The sequence below is a fragment of the Haloplanus ruber genome (assembly GCF_024494725.1).
GTDB classification, from domain to species: domain Archaea; phylum Halobacteriota; class Halobacteria; order Halobacteriales; family Haloferacaceae; genus Haloplanus; species Haloplanus ruber.
In genome coordinates this window covers 426,991-444,723 of record NZ_JANHDK010000002.1, presented here as the reverse complement: position 1 = coordinate 444,723, position 17,733 = coordinate 426,991, and the positions used below count along the sequence as shown (strand labels likewise).

At 68.1% G+C, this 17,733-nt stretch carries 22 protein-coding genes; 16 read left to right on the top strand and 6 right to left on the bottom strand.

Annotated features, from left to right (window positions below):
• The first annotated feature begins 20 nt into the window (after positions 1 to 20).
• The 5 genes from lpdA to NO878_RS10325 all read left to right on the top strand — a co-directional run bounded on the left by lpdA (position 21) and on the right by NO878_RS10325 (position 4,639).
• Positions 21 to 1,445: a dihydrolipoyl dehydrogenase gene (gene lpdA / locus NO878_RS10345; protein WP_256405908.1), complete on the top strand. Its 1,425-nt coding sequence runs from the start codon at positions 21 to 23 to the stop codon at positions 1,443 to 1,445.
• A 167-nt stretch (positions 1,446 to 1,612) separates the two neighbouring features.
• Positions 1,613 to 2,002: a ferredoxin Fer gene (fer, locus tag NO878_RS10340; protein WP_157689913.1), complete on the top strand. Its 390-nt coding sequence runs from the start codon at positions 1,613 to 1,615 to the stop codon at positions 2,000 to 2,002.
• A gap of 90 nt (positions 2,003 to 2,092) precedes the next feature.
• Positions 2,093 to 3,091 carry an A24 family peptidase gene (locus NO878_RS10335; RefSeq protein WP_256405907.1) on the top strand — a complete coding sequence of 333 codons (999 nt, stop codon included), beginning with the start codon at positions 2,093 to 2,095 and terminating at the stop codon, positions 3,089 to 3,091.
• Between the two features lie 40 nt (positions 3,092 to 3,131).
• Positions 3,132 to 3,524: a phosphoribosyl-AMP cyclohydrolase gene (hisI, locus tag NO878_RS10330; protein ID WP_256405906.1), complete on the top strand. Its 393-nt coding sequence runs from the start codon at positions 3,132 to 3,134 to the stop codon at positions 3,522 to 3,524.
• Entirely contained in the window at positions 3,521 to 4,639 is a 1,119-nt protein-coding gene (locus NO878_RS10325) for a DUF7118 family protein (RefSeq protein WP_256405905.1), read from the top strand. The genes hisI and NO878_RS10325 overlap by 4 nt, the downstream gene beginning before the upstream one ends.
• On the opposite strand, the gene glmM is transcribed toward NO878_RS10325, so the two are convergent.
• On the bottom strand, positions 4,636 to 5,997 hold the full coding sequence (gene glmM / locus NO878_RS10320; protein WP_256405904.1) for a phosphoglucosamine mutase: 1,362 nt from the start codon (positions 5,995 to 5,997) through the stop codon (positions 4,636 to 4,638). The genes NO878_RS10325 and glmM overlap by 4 nt on opposite strands.
• A gap of 135 nt (positions 5,998 to 6,132) precedes the next feature.
• On the opposite strand from glmM, the gene hisA reads away from it, so the two are divergent.
• The 3 genes from hisA (at position 6,133) to NO878_RS10305 (ending at position 7,817) form a co-directional block, all read left to right on the top strand.
• Positions 6,133 to 6,855, top strand: coding sequence for a 1-(5-phosphoribosyl)-5-[(5-phosphoribosylamino)methylideneamino]imidazole-4-carboxamide isomerase (gene hisA / locus NO878_RS10315; protein ID WP_256405944.1), 723 nt, complete (start codon positions 6,133 to 6,135; stop codon positions 6,853 to 6,855).
• Positions 6,856 to 6,922: 67 nt separating this feature from the next.
• Entirely contained in the window at positions 6,923 to 7,507 is a 585-nt protein-coding gene (gene hisB / locus NO878_RS10310) for an imidazoleglycerol-phosphate dehydratase HisB (protein WP_256405903.1), read from the top strand.
• A gap of 76 nt (positions 7,508 to 7,583) precedes the next feature.
• Positions 7,584 to 7,817 carry a phenylalanine--tRNA ligase subunit alpha gene (locus tag NO878_RS10305; RefSeq protein ID WP_256405902.1) on the top strand — a complete coding sequence of 78 codons (234 nt, stop codon included), beginning with the start codon at positions 7,584 to 7,586 and terminating at the stop codon, positions 7,815 to 7,817.
• Between the two features lie 29 nt (positions 7,818 to 7,846).
• Here NO878_RS10305 and NO878_RS10300 read toward each other — a convergent pair whose 3' ends face one another.
• Together NO878_RS10300 and NO878_RS10295 are read right to left on the bottom strand one after the other, a co-directional pair.
• On the bottom strand, positions 7,847 to 9,463 hold the full coding sequence (locus NO878_RS10300; protein WP_256405901.1) for a methyl-accepting chemotaxis protein: 1,617 nt from the start codon (positions 9,461 to 9,463) through the stop codon (positions 7,847 to 7,849).
• Positions 9,464 to 9,465: 2 nt separating this feature from the next.
• A complete protein-coding gene (locus NO878_RS10295; RefSeq protein ID WP_256405900.1) occupies positions 9,466 to 9,780 on the bottom strand; it encodes a hypothetical protein in 315 nt (104 codons plus the stop codon).
• Positions 9,781 to 9,923: 143 nt separating this feature from the next.
• On the opposite strand from NO878_RS10295, the gene trpY reads away from it, so the two are divergent.
• On the top strand, positions 9,924 to 10,424 hold the full coding sequence (trpY, locus tag NO878_RS10290) for a TrpY family transcription regulator (RefSeq protein WP_256405899.1): 501 nt from the start codon (positions 9,924 to 9,926) through the stop codon (positions 10,422 to 10,424).
• Positions 10,424 to 11,029, top strand: coding sequence for an IMPACT family protein (locus tag NO878_RS10285; RefSeq protein ID WP_256405898.1), 606 nt, complete (start codon positions 10,424 to 10,426; stop codon positions 11,027 to 11,029). The genes trpY and NO878_RS10285 overlap by 1 nt, the downstream gene beginning before the upstream one ends.
• 132 nt (positions 11,030 to 11,161) lie before the next feature.
• On the opposite strand, the gene upp is transcribed toward NO878_RS10285, so the two are convergent.
• The gene (gene upp / locus NO878_RS10280; protein WP_256405897.1) at positions 11,162 to 11,839 is read right to left on the bottom strand and encodes a uracil phosphoribosyltransferase; all 678 of its coding nucleotides are present in this window, start codon (positions 11,837 to 11,839) and stop codon (positions 11,162 to 11,164) included.
• 39 nt (positions 11,840 to 11,878) lie between these two features.
• Complete coding sequence (locus NO878_RS10275; RefSeq protein WP_256405896.1) at positions 11,879 to 12,094, bottom strand: DUF8107 family protein; 216 nt, start codon at positions 12,092 to 12,094, stop codon at positions 11,879 to 11,881.
• 58 nt (positions 12,095 to 12,152) lie between these two features.
• Between NO878_RS10275 and NO878_RS10270 the strand changes: the two genes are divergently transcribed.
• From NO878_RS10270 to NO878_RS10260, 3 genes are all read left to right on the top strand, one after another.
• On the top strand, positions 12,153 to 12,467 hold the full coding sequence (locus NO878_RS10270) for a hypothetical protein (protein ID WP_256405895.1): 315 nt from the start codon (positions 12,153 to 12,155) through the stop codon (positions 12,465 to 12,467).
• A gap of 55 nt (positions 12,468 to 12,522) precedes the next feature.
• Entirely contained in the window at positions 12,523 to 12,924 is a 402-nt protein-coding gene (locus tag NO878_RS10265) for an SRPBCC family protein (RefSeq protein ID WP_256405894.1), read from the top strand.
• 64 nt (positions 12,925 to 12,988) lie between these two features.
• Positions 12,989 to 13,228 (top strand): hypothetical protein, encoded by a 240-nt coding sequence (locus NO878_RS10260; protein ID WP_256405893.1) that lies wholly within the window; start codon positions 12,989 to 12,991, stop codon positions 13,226 to 13,228.
• On the opposite strand, the gene NO878_RS10255 is transcribed toward NO878_RS10260, so the two are convergent.
• On the bottom strand, positions 13,229 to 14,422 hold the full coding sequence (locus NO878_RS10255) for a CobW family GTP-binding protein (protein WP_256405892.1): 1,194 nt from the start codon (positions 14,420 to 14,422) through the stop codon (positions 13,229 to 13,231).
• A 102-nt stretch (positions 14,423 to 14,524) separates the two neighbouring features.
• Between NO878_RS10255 and NO878_RS10250 the strand changes: the two genes are divergently transcribed.
• The 3 genes from NO878_RS10250 to NO878_RS10240 all read left to right on the top strand — a co-directional run bounded on the left by NO878_RS10250 (position 14,525) and on the right by NO878_RS10240 (position 17,728).
• Positions 14,525 to 14,821 (top strand): DUF7990 family protein, encoded by a 297-nt coding sequence (locus NO878_RS10250; protein ID WP_256405891.1) that lies wholly within the window; start codon positions 14,525 to 14,527, stop codon positions 14,819 to 14,821.
• Between the two features lies 1 nt (position 14,822).
• Positions 14,823 to 15,809, top strand: a complete 987-nt coding sequence (locus NO878_RS10245) for an ArsA family ATPase (RefSeq protein ID WP_256405890.1) — start codon at positions 14,823 to 14,825, stop codon at positions 15,807 to 15,809.
• A gap of 68 nt (positions 15,810 to 15,877) precedes the next feature.
• On the top strand, positions 15,878 to 17,728 hold the full coding sequence (locus NO878_RS10240) for a carbon starvation CstA family protein (RefSeq protein WP_256405889.1): 1,851 nt from the start codon (positions 15,878 to 15,880) through the stop codon (positions 17,726 to 17,728).
• Positions 17,729 to 17,733: the final 5 nt, after the last annotated feature.

Below are 17,733 nucleotides of genomic sequence, written 5' to 3'. Positions count from 1 at the left end.
GGCCGTCGCGACGTTCACCAATGGTCGTCGGAGACGTGACTACCGGAACGGAGGTACTGGTCATCGGCGCGGGACCGGGCGGCTACGTCGCCGCCATCCGCGCCGCCCAGCGCGACCTGAACGTCACGCTGGTAGAACGCGACGCGTACGGCGGCGTCTGTCTCAACCGCGGCTGCATCCCCTCGAAGGCGTACATCACGGCGACCGACATCGCCCACGACGCCGCGACGGCCGAGGAGATGGGAATCCACGCCGACCCGGCGGTCGACCTCGGGGGAATGCACGAGTGGAAGGAGGGGGTCGTCGACCGCCTCACCGGTGGGGTCGAGAAGCTCTGTAAGGCAAACGGCGTGAACCTGCTGGAGGGGACGGCCACGTTCGTCGACGACGAGACTGTCCGCGTCGAACACGAGGGCGAGGGGCAGGGCTCGGAAACCGTCGCCTTCGACCACTGCATTGTCTCGACGGGGAGCCGACCCGTCTCGCTTCCGGGGTTCGACTTCGCGGACGAGCCGGTCCTCGATTCGGCCGGCCTGCTCTCGCTCACGACGGTGCCGGACCGGCTGGTGGTCGTCGGCGCCGGCTACATCGGGATGGAGCTCTCCACGGTGTTCGCCAAACTCGGGAGCGACGTGACCGTGGTGGAGATGCTCGATGACGCCCTCCCGGGGTACGAGGACGACATCGCGCGAATCGTCCGGAAGCGCGCCGAATCGCTGGGCGTCGACTTCCACTTCGGCGAGGGGGCGAGCGGGTGGCGCGACGCCGCCGACGGCGGTATCGTCGTCACCACCGAAACCGAGGACGGCGCGGAGTCGACCTACGGCGCCGACCGGGTGCTCGTCGCCGTCGGGCGAGAGCCGGTGCTCGACCCGCTCGATCCGGCGGCGGCGGGGCTGGAGCCGACCGCGGAGGGCTTTCTGCCGACCGACGAGCGGTGCGAGACGGGCGTGGAGGGAATCTACGCCGTCGGCGACGTGGCGGGAGAGCCGATGCTCGCCCACGCGGCCTCGGCGGAAGGGGTCGTCGCGGCGGAGGCTATCGCGGGCGAGTCGGCAGCCTTCGACGCGCGGGCGATTCCGGCGGCGGTGTTCACCGATCCCGAGATTGCGACAGTCGGCCTGACCGAGGCGGCGGCGGCAGAGGAGGGGTACGATCCGGTGGTCGGTGAGATGCCGTTCAACGCCAGCGGGCGGGCGCTGACGACCGGTGAGACCGAGGGGTTCGTCCGAGTGGTCGCGAGCGCCGACGGCTTCCTGCTCGGCGCACAGATCGTCGGCCCCGAGGCCTCGGAGTTGATCGCCGAACCGACGCTGGCCATCGAGATGGGCGCCCGTCTGGAGGACGTGGCGGCGACGGTACACACCCACCCGACGCTCTCGGAGGCGACGATGGAGGCCGTCGAGAACGCCCTCGGGCAGGCGATCCACACCCTAAATCGGTAGTCGGTTCGGCGACGGTGGGAATTCCGGCGCCCAATAACATACGTCACGTGTCACGAACGGAGAGAGGAGGGCGTCGCTCACCAATACGGACCCACTCGTCGGGGGCGACGCTGCGACGCTCTGCCGAACAGCAAGGTCTAATTGGGTGGCCACGCTAGTATCACCTGATGCCCACGGTAGAATACCTCAACTACGAAGTACTGGACGATCACGGCTGGGAAATGGACGACGACGACCTCTTCGAGAAGGCCGCTGACGCCGACCTCGAAGACGTCGACTACGGCAGCCTCGAAGTCAACGAGGGCGAGTACGTCCTCGAAGCCGCCGAGGCCCAGGGCTACGACTGGCCCTTCTCGTGCCGTGCCGGCGCCTGTGCGAACTGTGCGGCCATCGTGCAGGAGGGCGATCTGGACATGGACATGCAGCAGATCCTCTCCGACGAGGAAGTCGAGGAGAAGGACGTCCGGCTGACCTGCATCGGCAGCCCGGCGGCCGACGAAGTGAAACTGGTCTACAACGCCAAGCACCTCGACTACCTCCAGAACCGCGTCATCTGAGGCCACACGGTTCCGATCTTCCATTTTTTCACACCGGGTAGCGGCGGCGCCGTCGAAAATACTAATTCCTCCGCGCCTCGGGGTTGGGTAATGCTCGCGGCGAAAACGGACCTGCTGCGGTTGATCGCGGTGCCGGCGCTGGGATGGGCGGCGTGGCGCGACGTGCAGACCCGTCGCCTCCCGAACCGCCTCTGGTATCCGTTGCTGGCGGTCGGCCTCCTGACGCTCGTGTGGGACAGCCTCGGACACCTCCCCGTCGCGGGCGTCGAAGACCGACTCTTTCTCGTCCGGGTGGGGATCAGCCTCCTCGTCGTCGTCCCGCTGGCCTACGGGCTCTGGTGGATCGGGGGGTTCGGCGGCGCCGACGCAAAGGCGCTGATGACCCTCGCTATCCTCTTTCCGACCTATCCGGTCTTTTATCTCGCCAGCGGCGCCTATCCGCCGGTAGCCACGGACGTCGGCGTCTTCTCGATGACGATTCTGACGAACGCGGTGCTGGTCGGGCTGGCCTACCCGGTCTATCTCGGCGTCCGGAACGGTCTGCAGGGTGACCGATCTTCGGTCATGTTCCTCGGTCGCCGCACCGATGTGGCCGCGCTTCCGACGGAACACGGCCGCCTGTTCGAGACGACCGAGGGGTTCACCCGACACGGCCTCGATATCGACGCGTTGCGGATGTACCTGCGGTGGCGGGGCACCTCGCTCGAAGCGCTCCGGGCGGCGCCGGCGGCCCACCGCGACCCGTCGAGCGTGGGGGCGACCAACGATCCGACCGACGGGGCCGTCGGCGCGGGCGGGGAAAGCGCCGCCGACGCCAGCGGCGTCCCCGACACCGACACCGACACCGATCCGGACGCCGACCACGACGATCCCTGGGCCGCGGAGCGCTTCCTCGACGAGATCGAAGGGAGCGCCTACGGGACGACCCCGGAGACGCTCCGCGAGGGGCTGACGGTGGTGACGACCCGCGATGCGGTGTGGCTCTCACCTGGAGTCCCCTTCATTGTCCCCCTCTTTCTGGGGCTCTGCATCGCCCTGACCTACGGGGATGTCCTCTTTGGCCTGCTGGGTGCGCTCGGCGTCGTGTGACGACACAAGACCTATCGGGTGGAGGCGCCCAGAAACGGACATGACTGCCGACGCCGACGCGACTGCGGACGTGGACGTTGACTTCGGTGCCGACGGCCTCGTCCCCGCCGTCGCACAGGACGCCGACTCGGGCGAGGTGTTGATGCTCGCGTACGCCTCGCCGGCGGCGCTCGACCGCACCCGCGAGACGGGACGGGCACACTACTACTCGCGGAGCCGTGACGAACTCTGGGAGAAGGGTGCGACCAGCGGACACGTCCAGCGCGTCGAGGAGGTGCGGGTGGACTGTGACGCCGACGCCTTGCTCTATCTCGTCGACCAGGAGGGCGGCGCCTGTCACACCGGTCACCGCTCCTGTTTCCACCGGACCGTCGAGGGCGAGACGGTCGGCGAGCGAGTGTTCGACCCCGACGACGTCTACGACGACGGATGAGCGGGGACGACGACGTAGCCGCGGCGCTGCGGGCGGCGCGGGCGGACCGCGACGACGCCCGGGCGGCCGTCGCGGACCACGGTGAGACGCGACTGCGGGCGGTCCAAGAGGCTTACCGCGAGGCGACGGGGTTGCTGGAGCGATACGAAGGGCGAGCGACCGGCACCGGCGACTTCAAGGCGTTCGTCGAGTTTCAGGAGTCGTTCGTCGAGTTGACAGAGGGCCTCGACGACGACCTGCCGGCCCGGTCAGCCTTCGAGGCGGCGAACGACTTGCTCGATCAGCGACGCCTCGGCGAGGATGACTTCGAACAGGCACGCGAGGCGCTGGAGCCGGCAGCCGACCTGGCCGCCATGCTCGACGAGCGCGATGCCGCCGCGGAGACCTTCGAGGCAGCCCGCCGTGACGCGCGGCGACGCCTCCGAGACCTGGGCGAGCGCATCGAGTCGTTGGAGCGCCTGCAACGACTGGGCGAGGCGGACTTGGAGGCGCCGGTCGAGCGGTTGCGGGAGCCGATCACCGACTACAACGACGCGGTGTCGGAGGCCTGGAGCGAGTTCCGACGCGAGGCGAGCGCCCGCGAGGTGTTCCGCGTCGTCGAGGCGAGTCAGGCCTACCCGCTCGCGGCCTTCCCCGAGATTCCGCCGGACCTCCGTGAGTACGTGACGACGGCACCCGCGGGCGAGGAGTCGGTCCCGACGCTTCTGGAGTACGCGGACTACTCGAGCTCGAAGCTCTCACACTACGTGGACAACCCGACGGCCCTGCGGACGCGGGTCGGCACCCACCGGACTTACCTCGAACGGCTCGATGCCGCGCCGCTGACGGTATCGTGGCCGCCGCCGGACGCCGAGTCGCTCCGCTACCGGGCGTCGGAACTCGTCTCGGTCGTCGCTCGCTTTGCCCCCGAGGCGGTCGTCGCCGCGGCGCGACGGCTTCGCGAACTGCCCAACCGGGCGGAGTACGACCGTCTCCGGGAGTCGGCGCTCGCGCGCGACGAACTGGACGAACGGGAGCGCGACCGGCTAGAGCGGGGGGCCGTCGCGGAGGAGTTGGCGGCCGCCCGCGAGGAGCGCGACCGGATCGAGGCGGCGCTCGCGGAGACGGCGGACTAACGCGTCGCGTCGAGGTGTCGGCGCAGGTCGGCCACGAGCGTCGACGCTCGGTCGGTGTCGCCGGCCTCGGCGTAGATACGGATCTTCGGTTCGGTGCCGCTGGGGCGGACGAGCACCCACGCGTCGCCGTAATCGAGGCGGTAACCGTCGGTCGTATCGAGGTCGACGTCGGCCTCACGGGCGTAGCGCTCGGCGGCGTCGAGCAACGCCGCTCGCTCGGCGGCGTCGTCGTAGGTGAGGCCCTCGCGGACGAGATGGTAGTCGGTGAAGGGCGCGACGACGTCGCTCGCGGAGGTGTCGGCGCGAGCGAGGAGTTCGAGGAACTTCGCGGCGACGTAGGCGCCGTCGCGGGTGAGGCGGTACTCCGGGTAGAAGACGCCGCCGTTGCCCTCGCCGGCGATGGGGACGTGATCACCCGCGCGGCGGCGTTCGCGCACCCGCGTGACGATATGTGTCGCGCCGATGGGGGTCACGTCGAGTTCGGCGTCGGCGTCGGCCACGACGTCGACGAGTCGCTGGGAGACGTTGACCGCGGAGACGACCACATCGTCGGGGGTGAGTTCCGCGGCCGCGAGCGCCGCGAAGGAGGCGTCGCCGTCGACGAAGGTTCCCGTCTCGTCGACGAAGATGGCCCGGTCGGCGTCGCCGTCGTGAGCGATTCCCACGTCGGCGTCGGTCGTGCGGACGAGTCGCCGGAGGGCAGAGAGATTCGCGGCGACGGGTTCGGCGTCGCGCCCGGGGAAGTGGCCGTCCGGGTCGGCGTTGACGGTGCGGACGGCACAGCCGAGTTCGCGGAGGAAGGGCGGCGAGACAAGCGCCCCGGCACCGTGACCGGGGTCGACGGCGACGGTGAGGTCCGCCGCGGCAATAGCCTCGCGGTCGACGCTGCGGAGCAGATCCGCGCGGTAGTCGTCGTTCACGCCGTCGACCCGTCGGGCGTGGCCCACGCCGTCCCACGAGGCGAGGGTGGCGTCGTCGGCGTCGACCCGGTTTTCGACCGCGTCGTAGCCGTCGACGGAGAGTTCCGTCCCGTCGGCCCCGAGGAGTTTGATGCCGTTGTACGCCGGCGGGTTGTGGGAGGCGGTGAGGTGGACGGCCGGGACGCCCTCGCGGGCGCAGTAGTAGGCGGCCCCGGGCGTGGGGACGACGCCCAGACGGTCGACGTCGGCACCGGCGGCCGCGAGGGTGCCGGCGGCCACGTCCGCGAGTGGCCCCCCGGAGAGGCGGGTGTCGCGGGCGACGGCGACGCGGTCGGCGTCCCAGACGGCGGCCGCGGCGCTCGCGACCCGTCGGACTAGGTCGGGCGTGAACTCCTCGCCGACCACCCCGCGCGTGCCGCTGGAGCCGAACAGTTGCATTCAGAGAGAGGTGGACGCCCGGTCCACAAATCCGTTGCGACCGCTCGCCGAGAACGACCCGGGATGACGTCCGACCCGGCCGCCTGCCCCCACCGACCGGTCGGCATTTACGCCGCCGCCCCGTCCGGTGCCGACATGACGGAGTTCCCAGCGTTCGAGGTGATCCCGGCGGTGGACATGCAGGACGGCGAAGTGGTCCAGTTGGTCCAGGGAGAGCGCGGCACCGAGACGCAGTACGGCGATCCCGTCGCGGCAGCGCAGCGGTGGGTCGACGCCGGCGCGCGGACGCTCCACCTCGTCGACCTAGACGGTGCGTTCGAGGGCGACCGCGCGAACGCGGCGGCGGTCGAAGCGGTCGTCGACGCGGTGGACGTGCCGATCCAACTGGGCGGCGGTATCCGCACCGTCGCGGACGCGACGACCCTGCTCGACCGGGGCGTCGACCGCGTGATCCTCGGGACGGCGGCCGTCGAGGATCCGGACATCGTCGCCGAGATCAGCGAGCACTACCCCGGGAGCGTGGTAGTGAGTCTCGACGCGAAAGGCGACGAGGTGGTCGTCTCGGGGTGGACCGAGGGGACGGGCCTCGACCCGGTCGAGGCCGCGGGCCGGTACGAGGCGCTGGGTGCGGGTGCGATCCTCTACACCGACGTGGACGTCGAGGGGAAGCTGTCGGGGGTTCGGGCCGAGCGAATCGAGCGGCTGACCGACGCAGTAGACATCCCGGTGATCGCCAGCGGAGGCGTCGCCTCCCTCGATGACGTGCGGGCGTGTCGGGCGGCGGGTGCCGCGGCGGTGGTCGTCGGCACCGCGCTCTACGAGGGGGCGTTCACGCTCGACGCGGCGATGGACGCGTGAGAGACGGCGACGACGCCGGGCCGGACGCGCCCAAAACCGACTTACGCACGCCCCGAGAGGGGCGTGTATGGACCGCACCGCCGCTCGAAGCCGCGAAACCGCCGAGACGACGGTCGAGGTGACACTCGACGTGGACGGCGACGGCGACGCCCGCGTCGACACCGGGATCGGCTTTTTCGATCACATGCTCGAATCGTTCGCCAAGCACGGCCTGTTCGACCTCACCGTCGACTGTGACGGCGACCTCGAAATCGACGACCACCACACCGTCGAGGACGTGGCACTCGTCCTCGGCGCCGCCTTCGCGGACGCACTCGGTGACAAGCGCGGAATCCGCCGGTTTGCCGACCGCCGCGTCCCGCTCGACGAGGCGGTGGCGAGTGTCGTCATCGACGTGAGCGGGCGCCCCCTCTTTCGCTTCGACGGCGCGTTCTCCGAAGAGCGGGTCGGAGAGTTCACGAGCGTCATGGCGCGCCACTTCGTCCGCTCGCTGTCGACGGCGGCCGACCTCACCTGCCACGCCGAGGTGACGGGCGAGAACGCGCACCACGAGGTCGAGGCGCTGTTCAAGGCACTCGCGCGCACCCTCGACGATGCGACCCGGATCGACGAGCGCCGGTCGGACACACCGAGTACGAAAGGCGAACTGTAAAGCGATACGACCGCTGTCGTACTCGGTTTCGACATGCGTCGTTAGTTATTTGTCGGTGGCCGCGAAGGAGTCGCGTATGCAGGCGTTGGAGAGGCTCGACAGCGACACCTCGAAACTCGTCGTGTTGTACCTGCAACGCGTCGGCGACGCGACGCCCGGGCGGATCGCAGAGCGACTGCGACTCCCGCTGTTGACCGTGCTAGCGACGATCAGTTACCTCGACGAGGCGGGGCTGATCCGCCGACTCGAGGGGTCGGATCGGATCGTCCTGACCGAACGGGACGAGCGTCGGACGCCGGAACCGGCGTAGTCGCCGCGTTCAGTTGGGTGTGGGTGGGGTCACCGCCCACCGCCCGACGAGTCGCGGTTCGTGGTCCGCTCTTTGGCCCCGCCATCTGCCGTCGCCGTTCGAGAGGCCGTCGTGGCCGCGCCAGCGGTGGCAGTCTCGTCGATGTCGAACTGTGAGAGCCGGTGCTGGAGTTCGTCGGCCTGGTCGGAGAGGGTCCGAGTGTTCTGTGCGACCTGCGTGAGCGACGACGTTTGCTCTTCGGCCGCGGCCGAGACGTTCTCGGACTCGGTGTTCACCTGGTCGGCCTTCTCGGCGACGTCGTCGATCATCCCGGCCACGGACTCGGTCGAGGTCGCCTGGTCGTCCGTGGCGGCGCTAATCTCCTGGATGCTCCGGTTGGACTCCTCGACCTTCGACGCGATTTCGTCGAGGGAGTCGAGGGCGACGTCGATTGTCTCGGTCCCCGAGGCGACGCGGTCGCCCATCTCACGGATGTCCGCGACCGCCGTATCCGTCGAGGTCTGGATCTCCGTGATGAGCGTTTCGACGTCGTCGGTTGCGTCCGCGACTTCCCCGGCGAGTTGTTTGATCTCGTCGGCGACGACGCCGAACCCGTCGCCGGCCTCGCCGGCACGAACCGCCTCAATCGAGGCGTTCAGCGCCAGCATGTTCGTCTGCTCCGCGATGTCGTTGATGACGTCGACGATCTCTCCGATCTCGTCGATCTCGTCGGCGAGCGATTCGATCTCGTCGATCGTCTCCTGAGATTTCGTTTCAATGGCAGTCATCTCGTCCATCGCCTCGGTGGCCGCGTCTTGCCCGTCCCGGCCGGTTTCGGCGGCCTGCCGTGACATCGTTGCCACCTCGTCGGCCGACGAGGCGACCTCCTCGACGGTCCCCGAGAGACTCTGCATCTCGGCGGCGACCTCGCGGAGTTGCTCCGATTGGGCCTCGGCATCGGCGGAGATTGTCTGGATGGAGTCACTCACCTGCTCGCTGGCACGCTGACTCTCCTCGGCTCCCGTGGTGACCTCCCGCGAGGAGTCGGCGACGCGGTCGGCGAACGAGCGAATCCGTGCGACCGTCGCTTCGATTTCGTCCATCATGCCGTTGAACGACTCGGCGATTTCGGTCATGGCGGCGTTGTGACTTTCGGGGTCCATCCGCTGGGTGAAATCCCCCTCTGCCGCCTGGTCCATCACCGCGCTGAACGACGTGGCCTTCGTCTCGATGTGGTCGTTGAGCGTTTCGGCCTCCTCGCGGGCCGTCTCTGCCTCCTCACGGGCCGTCTCTGCTTCCTCCTTCGAACGCTCGGCCTCGGTGCGTGCCTGTTCCGCTTCCGCCCGTCGCCGCTCCGTCTCGGCCTGTGACTCCTTGAGGTCCGCGACGACGGCCATGGTCCCAATCGACCCGACGGAGAACACGCCGAGAACGATGGCTTGGAGCGAGGTGCTGAGTGTGTCCATCAACTCGCCGCTGATACCGAGCCACTCGACGGTCACGAGCCCCATCCAGAGGGCCCCGGTGACCGAGACGAGCACGAAGCTCGCCCAAAACGTCCGCTCTAACTCGGTGTCTTGGTAGTTCCGGACCCCGATACCGGCAGCCGCGACGAATCCGAGGGTAGCAGTCGCGTCGACGAACGGGATGATCTGGTCACCCACCATCGTCAGGCCTCCCCTCCGGTTCCCTCGGTGTCGATGTGCTGCCGTCTGTACGTGTACGCAGCGACGGCGAAGGCAACCCCGGCCCCGAGGTTCCCAACGAAGTGTTCCGTCAGATTCAGCGCGGTTGGCAAAAGGACGTTCTCGAAGTTCGTCGCGAACGCGGCGACAAACAGGAAGCCGTATGCCAGAACGAACCAGCGCGGCGTCTTCTGACGGTACAGTATCACCGGGATGAGACCGATGAGTGCGACGATCAGAACGACGGTCGTCTGCGCACCGAACGTTTCGAATACGGTTGACAAGGTCTGTTCCTCCATCAGTTCGTGATAGGTGGGATATATACAGCGTTCCGGCCAAATTTTCATAAAGAATAATTATAGGGTCGAACCTGGAGGGCCAGCCACGAGGGCACCCCAATGGCCGCAGGTATATCAACCGCCCCGGACAAGTCGTCGGACGAATGTTCGACGAGATCATGGAAAAGTTCGAGGGCAGCCCGAGCCAACAGGAGGTGATCCGCCTCCTGCTCGAACGGGGCTTCTCCGTCAACGACGAGGGGCGGGTCGTCTCCGGCGGCATCGAGATTCCCAACACGGGGATCGCCCGCGAGATTGGCGTCGACCGACGGGTGGTCGACTCGACGACCGACGCCATCCTCGACGATCCGGAGCTTCGCCGTATCTTCCAGAACATCACGGCCATCCCCAGTCTGATGGATCTGGCGCCGGTACTCGATCTCTCGGTGCTGACAGTCTGGGTCGACGACGAGACCGAGTCGGGCATCGTCGCCGAGGTGACGACGGCCATCGCCGCCCACGAAATCTCCATCCGGCAGGTCATCAGCGAGGACCCGGAGTTCGTCGACGACGCAAAACTGTACGTCATCACCGACGCGGCGCTCCCCGGGGAGCTACTGGTCGAGATCCGTGAGTTGCCGTACGTTCGCCGGGTCGAGTTCTAATGTCCGAGCCCTATTGCACGGTGGCCGAGCGCGCGGACGCCGAGTTCGAGGTGAAAGGCTCGGAGTTTCTCGGCCACGTCGCCCCCGCGGAGTCGGTCGCCGAGGCCGAGGCGTTCGTCGACGAGGTGCGAGCCGCGTACGACGACGCCACACACAACGTGCCGGCCTACCGCGTGCCCGCCGAGGGTGGAGCGATGCTCCGCGAGTGGGCGAGCGACGACGGCGAGCCGACGGGATCGGCGGGCAAACCCGCGCTGAACGTCCTCGTCCAGCGTGACCTGCGGAACGTCGTCGCGGTGGTGACCCGCTACTACGGCGGCGTCAATCTCGGTGTCGGGGGGCTGGCTCGGGCGTATGCCCGCGGTGTGAGCGACGCGGTCGACGCCGCGGGCGTGGTCGAAGAGCGACCCCACGAACGCGTGTCGGCCGTCGTCGACTACGACGATTCGGGGACCGTCCGCGGAATCCTCGAAAGCGAGGGCGTCGACTTCGAGGCGGCCTACGAGGAACGGGTCGCCTTCGAGGTGCGAGTGCCCGTCGCCGAGGCCGAGAGCCTCCGGGACCGCCTGCGCTCCGCGACCGGCGGCCGGGTCGAACTGGGCTGAGTTTCAGAGTGCTCCGGAGCGGTAGGGAGCGCTCGACGGGTCCGTTTCGGTGGAGATTCGTTCGCGGTCGTCGGGCCGCCGTCTGGCGGTGTTCGACCTGAAGCGAAGGGGTTCGCTGGTGGGGCGGCAGTCTCAGGCCGTCCGGAACGCCCGGTCGCCGGCGTCGCCGAGGCCCGGGACGATGAAGCCGTTTTCGTCGAGGCGATCGTCGATGGCGACGGTCAGGAGGTCCGCCTCGGGGACGGCCTCGGAGACGCGAAGCAGGCCATCCGGGGCGCTGACCGCCGAGAGGACAAAGAGGTTCTCTGGGGTCGTCTGGCCGTCGAGGACGTAATCGAGGACGGCCGACATCGTCGAGCCGGTGGCGAGCATCGGGTCGGCGACGATGACGGTGTCGTCCTCGCTGATCTCGGGGAGTTTGACGTAGTCGACCGTGATGGGGAACTCGCCGTCCTCGTTCATGCCGGCTTCCTCGTCACGACCGGCGCTGATGACGCCCTGTTTGGCGCGCGGGAAGGCCTTCAACAGCCCTTCGACGAACGGCGTCGCCGCCCGCAGGACGTTGATGATGACCACGTCGTCGAGTCCTTTCACGCGCTCACCGGTCGTCTCCGCGAGCGGCGTCTCGATGGCGACGTACTCCGTCTCCATCGCGCCGTCGATGATCTCGTAGCCACAGATCCGCCCGAGTTTCACGAGGCCCTTGCGGAAGGCGACCTGTTCGGTGTCGGCGTCACGGATCTTCGAGAGCGTGTCCTTCGCGAGTGCGTGCGTGATGAGATACGCGTCGTCGCGGTCTTCGATGGTCATCGTCGGGGAACCGGCCGCAGCGGACTTAAAACGCCTGCCTTAGCGCTGCGTAATCAGATAGGTCACGCCGACGAGGACGGCCGCCAGAGTGACGACGTTGACGGCGCCGTAGGCGACGATATCGATCATCGAGAGTCCCCAGACGACGACCCACGCGAACAGCGAGGACAACACCAGGTTCAGGGCGAGGATGACCCGGGGGTCACCCTCGGTGTCTGCCACCGCGTCGTCGAACCCCTCGGCGTCGTCGGCCATGCGTGTGGAGCGGTGCGAGCGCCACTTACCTCTTGTCCCTGGCGTCCAACCGGCGAGCATGGACCGGCGCCCCCGAAACCGGGACGGCCGGCCGGTCGATCCCGTCCCGTTCGTCGTCGTCGCGGGCATCGGCGCGATGCTCGCGTTCTCGCTCGGCCCGCTCTACGGGTTGGCGTACGGCCTCTCCCTCCGGACGGCGTTGACGGTATCGGCCGCCGCCGCTGTCGCAATCGTCGGGGGCGCGTACCAACAGTTCGTCCGCCACGGGACGCCCGCGGCCGCCGACGTCCGGCGGGCCGACGCCGACCGCTTGTGCTATCTCGCGCTGGCACTTGGAGCCATCCTCCTCGGGCTATCGATCCCGTTGCTCTGATCGTTCCGGCGCGACTCCGGCGGCGCTTATAGGCTCCCGTCCCCCATGGGCGTTCGTGCGCGAAGTCGAACGCGACCGGTTCGTCGCCGCGAGCCCCCGTGAGATCGAACGACGGCTCTCGCCGCGGGCGTTGCTGGCGTGGGAGGGGAGCTTCGAGGTGGGGGACGTGACCGAAGACGGCGAGGCGACGCTCGTCACCGCCACCGGGCCGGGAATGTCCTTCCAGCTCCGGTTCGAGGAACTGCCGGACGGCTACCGATACGAGGGGACGGGCAACGGCCCCTTCGAGCAGATGGAGACGCGAATCACGGTGACCCCCGAGGACGAGGGGTCGCGAGTTCGGGTCCGGTCGCGGGTGTCGCTCTCTCTGTCCCTGCCGCTGGCCGACCGCCTCGGGGCCTGGAAGCGGGGCGGCGAACTCGACCGGTTGCTCGACGGATTAGCGGCGGCCGTCTGAACGGTCGTGCGTGTCTTTCACACGAACGCGGCGGATTTAGCCCGGTGGATAGGAAGTCTCAGGTATGGGACTCATCGACACGGTGTCGGCGGTGCTCTCGGCCTCGACGAGTCGCGCGCCCGACGACGCCGGCGACGACGGCTCCGCCGGTGCCTTCTGGTGTGACGACTGTGGCGTCCGCGTCCGCGACGTGGCCGTCGACGACGAGGGCCTCGACCGGACCGCGGACGGAACACCGCGGTGTCCCGACTGCGGCGATCCGATGCGCTTCGAGCGGGCGGCCGGGTCGGGGTGTGCCTGCTGATCAGGGTTCACGGAGGACGGCCGTCTCGCCGTCAGTCGTGGGAAACGGGGCGGCGTCGACGGCGACGTCTCCGCCGTCGCCCCACTCCTCGTCGGTGAGGAGCGCGTCGTCGAGTCGGGCACGAAGCGTCGCCTCGTCGAGGTCGGTGCCGATGACGACGAACTCCGTCCGGCGGTCGCCGTAGGTGTCGTGCCAGTCGAGGTCCGGCCGGTTCGCGCGGTAGGTTTTCTGTTCGATGTCGGGGAGCGACGCGATCCAGGGACCCTGTGCGGTCACCCGAATCGACGATCCGGCCTGACTCACGGACTGCCGGCGGTCGGTGCCGGCGACCCAGAGCGTGCCCTTCGAGCGGACGACAGCCGGGGGGAGGTTCCGAAGGACCGACGCGATCCGCTCGGGGTGAAACGGGCGGCGACGGCGGTAGGTGAACGAGGTGACGCCGTACACCTCGTCGGGGTGGGCGTGTGCGTGGTCAGCGTGGTCGTCGTCGGCCTCGATGGCTCGCTTCCAGCCAGGGAGGGTGGCGAGGGCATCGGCGTCGACGCCCCCGGCGTCGAGGAGACGGGCGGGGTCGACCGCCGAGAACTCCGTCCGGACCGTCTCGGCACCGGGGCGAAGGGCCGCGACCAACGACTCGGCCCGGTCGAGTTCGACGTCGGTACAGAGGTCGCCCTTGTTGAGCAAGACGCGTGTCGACACCTCGACCTGTTCGACGAGGAGGTCCGACAGAGGGCGGTCGTCCGCGCTTCCGCGGCGTTCGGGGACCGTGTCGTCGTCGAAGGTGTCGAGAAAGCGCCGGGTGTCGAGGACGGTCACGAGCGCGTTCAGGCGATAGCGGGCGGCGGCGGCGGAGTCGGTGGTGAACAGGCGCGCGACCGGCGCGGGTTCGGAGATGCCCGAAGACTCCACCACCAGCGCGTCGAAGTCGCGCTCGCGGGCGAGACGGACCACTGCGGTCTCCAAGTCGTCGCGGAGTTCACAACAGATACAGCCGTTCGAGAGTTCGGCAACCGCCCCGCCCAGATCCGACCCCTCGGCGAGGAGTTCGGCGTCGACGTTCACCTCGCCCATATCATTGACGAGGACCGCGACGTCGCGGTCGGCGTTGGCCAGCAGGTGGTTCAACAGCGTCGTCTTGCCCGCGCCGAGGCTCCCGGACAGGACGGTCACGGGGATGCGATCCGTGTCGGTCATGGGAGGAGGTGAGGCCTGCGGCGGCTTCAAGCCCGTCGTCTCGGCACCACCGTCGCGGACGGCACGGGGTTTATGTCTCGGCGAGCGGTTGGATGAGAAACGATGACAGTCGCCGACCGCATCGCGGCCTACCGCGAGATCCTGCGGGAGTGGCTCCAGGGGCTGTACCATGGCATTATTTCACATCCAGCCTACGAGAAAATCGAGAAGGAGGCCGAGGACAGCGAGGACGCGTTCTTGCTGGCTTGCTTCCCGGACGCGTTCGGCATCCCCTCACCGGTCTCCTATTACACCGCCGAACTGCTCCCCTACCTCGAAGACGAGTTCGAGGCGTGGGAGCGGCGCCTGTGGGATCGGGACTCGTATCTCGAACGCAAGGGCCAGCAGTACCACTTCTGAGATGGAACCGTTCGTCTTCTTCGGCGGGAAAGGTGGCGTCGGGAAAACCACCGTCTCCTGTGGGTACGCCCGGCGGTGTGCAACCGCGGGCGTGGAGACGCTGGTCGTCTCGACCGACCCCGCGCACTCGGTGTCGGACGTGTTCGATCAGTCGTTCGACGACACTCCGGGGTCGGTCGAGGGGATCGACGGGCTGTCGGCGATGGAGATCGACCCCGAACGGGAGGTGGCGAACCACCTCGACGGCATCCGGCGACAGCTCTCCGAACAGGTGTCGGCGTCGATGGTCAACGAGATCAACCGACAACTGGAGATGGCTCACCAGACGCCCGGCGCGTACGAGGCCGCACTGTTCGACCGGTTCGTCGAGGTGATGCGGGAGCGCGACGACTACGACCGGGTGGTGTTCGACACGGCGCCCACGGGGGCGACGCTCCGACTGCTCGGGCTCCCGGATTTCCTGCGCGACTGGATCGACCGGCTAACGCACAAGCGCCGGCAGAGCATCGACCTCTTCGAGAAGGCCGCCATCGGCAACAACGAACCCCGGCGGGTGATGGCGGGCGACCCAGTCCTCGAACGCCTGGAAGAGCGCCGGGACTTCTTCGAGTTCGCCGGCGGTGCGCTCCGGAACGACGCGGCCTTCTTTCTCGTACTCAACCCGGATCAGCTGTCGGTCAACGAAACCGGGCGGGCAATCGAGGGGATGGCAGAGCGAGAGCTATCGGTTCGCGGACTGGTCGCGAATCGGCTGACACCCTCACCGGACGAGGACGAGAACGGCCGCGGCGCCCGCTATCTTCGGGATCGAATCGAGACGGAGCGCGAGCGACTGGCGCAGGTCCGCGAGCGGTTCGACCCCCCGCTCGTCGCGGAAATCGAGTCCCGATCACGCGAGGTGCGGGGCGACCTGCTGGCCGCGGTAGCCGAGGAACTTGCCATCGACCCGAGCGCCGAGGCGCCGACGTTCGTCGACCGCGACGGCTAACCGGCACGCGCGCACGGGACGCCAACGCTTAAGTCCGACTTTCATCATCTTTGTGACCGAGGCGACACATGACACAAGTAATCTGGATCGTACTCGCGGTGCTGGTGACGTTCACCTTCGGCTACGTCGGATACTCGCGCTACCTCGCGCAGTTCGTGGGGCTGGAAGAGGACGCCGAGACACCAGCACACAAATACGAGGATGGACAGGAGTACGTGCCGTCGAAGAAACCGGTGCTGTTGGGGCATCACTACTCGAGCATCGCCGGCGGTGCACCCATCGTCGGTCCGATCACCGCCGGGGCCGTGTGGGGGTGGCTCCCGGCGCTTCTGTGGATCGCCGTCGGTAACCCCCTGATGGGCGCGGTCCACGACTTCGTCTCGCTGTCCGGGTCACTCCGGCACGAGGGGAAGTCGATTGGCTACATCATCGGCCAGTACGTCGGGCGGAAAGGCAAGAACATGCTACTGTGGTTTGCCTTTCTCACCATCGTCCTCGTCGTGGCGGTGTTCGCCCTCGTGGTGGCGATTGTGTTCAACGCGTTCCCGCAGGTAGCGACCGCGAGTTTCGTCTACGTCGCGCTCGCGCTCGTGTTCGGCGTCTATCTGTATCAACTCGACGGGCCGTTCATCCCGGGAACGATCCTGTTTGTCGCCGGCGTCTTCGCCGGCGTCTGGGTCGGACTGCAGTATCCGTTCGCACTGTTCTCGCTGGCGGAAGGCTCCCACCCCGCCGGGACGTTCGTGTTGCTCTCTGGAGCGGGCAACTGGGTGCCCGCCGCCGGATCGCTCGGTGCCAACACCGCGGCCTGGATCCCGGTCGTGCTGGTGTATGCCGGAATCGCCAGCGCGCTGCCGGTGTGGGTGTTGCTCCAGCCGCGTGACTACCTCTCGTCGTTCCTCCTGTATACTGGCGTCGGGGGTGCCTTGCTCGCCGTCATCGTCGGTACAATCTTCGGAACCAGTAGTCAGCCGCTCACCGTCGACCCTTCCATCGGGATGTTCAACGGCTTCTGGGGGGTCGAGGGGGTCTTCCTCCCGCTGTTCCCGTTGCTGTTTATCACCATCGCCTGCGGGACGATCAGCGGGTTCCACTCGCTGGTGTCCTCGGGAACGACCGCGAAACAACTGGACAAAGAGACCGACGCCCGCCTCATCGGCTACGGCGGGATGCTCGGTGAGGGGCTACTCGCAGCCGTCGCGCTCTCGACGCTCGCAGTCGCAGGGTTCGCGGGTGACGCTGCCGCCGGCGGCATCGGCGGCGCGCTCCCCAACTTCGCCTCCGGTGGTGGCATCATCCTCACCAGCTTCGGCCTGCCCGAGACGCCCGCCAGCGTCTTCATGGCGCTCGTACTGGTGAGTTTCCTCCTCACTTCGACGGACACCGCCGTCCGTCTCGGCCGATACATGATGGAGGAAATCGTCGGCATGCCTGCGGGACAGACCGCGACCGGGCTGGAGAGCTTCGGCCTCGGAAACCTCGCCCGCGGCCGCTACACCAACCCAGTCATCCAGACCCTCGCCGCCTACGCGCTCGTCGCGTCCGGCGAGTGGGTCGTGCTGTGGGGGCTGTTCGGTGGCGCGAACCAGTTGCTCGCCGCGCTCGCGCTCCTGACCGCGACCGTGTGGCTCGCCAACTGGGACGACTCCAAACAGCTCATCTCCACCGGCGTCCCGATGGCCGTCATGACGGTCATCACGATTCTGGGGCTGCTGTGGCTGGCCGTCTACGAGAACATCTACATCAACATCCTGCAAGGCGGCGCCGAGTCGACGTCCGCGATGATCTCCAGTGCCGTCCAAGCGGGACTCGCGTTCGTGCTCATCTACCTCGCGCTGTCGCTCGTCCGCATCGGCTACGCGAACATCCGGAGCGTCCGGAGCGAAGGCGGCGCGGCAGGCGCCCCGAGCGACGACTGACGCGC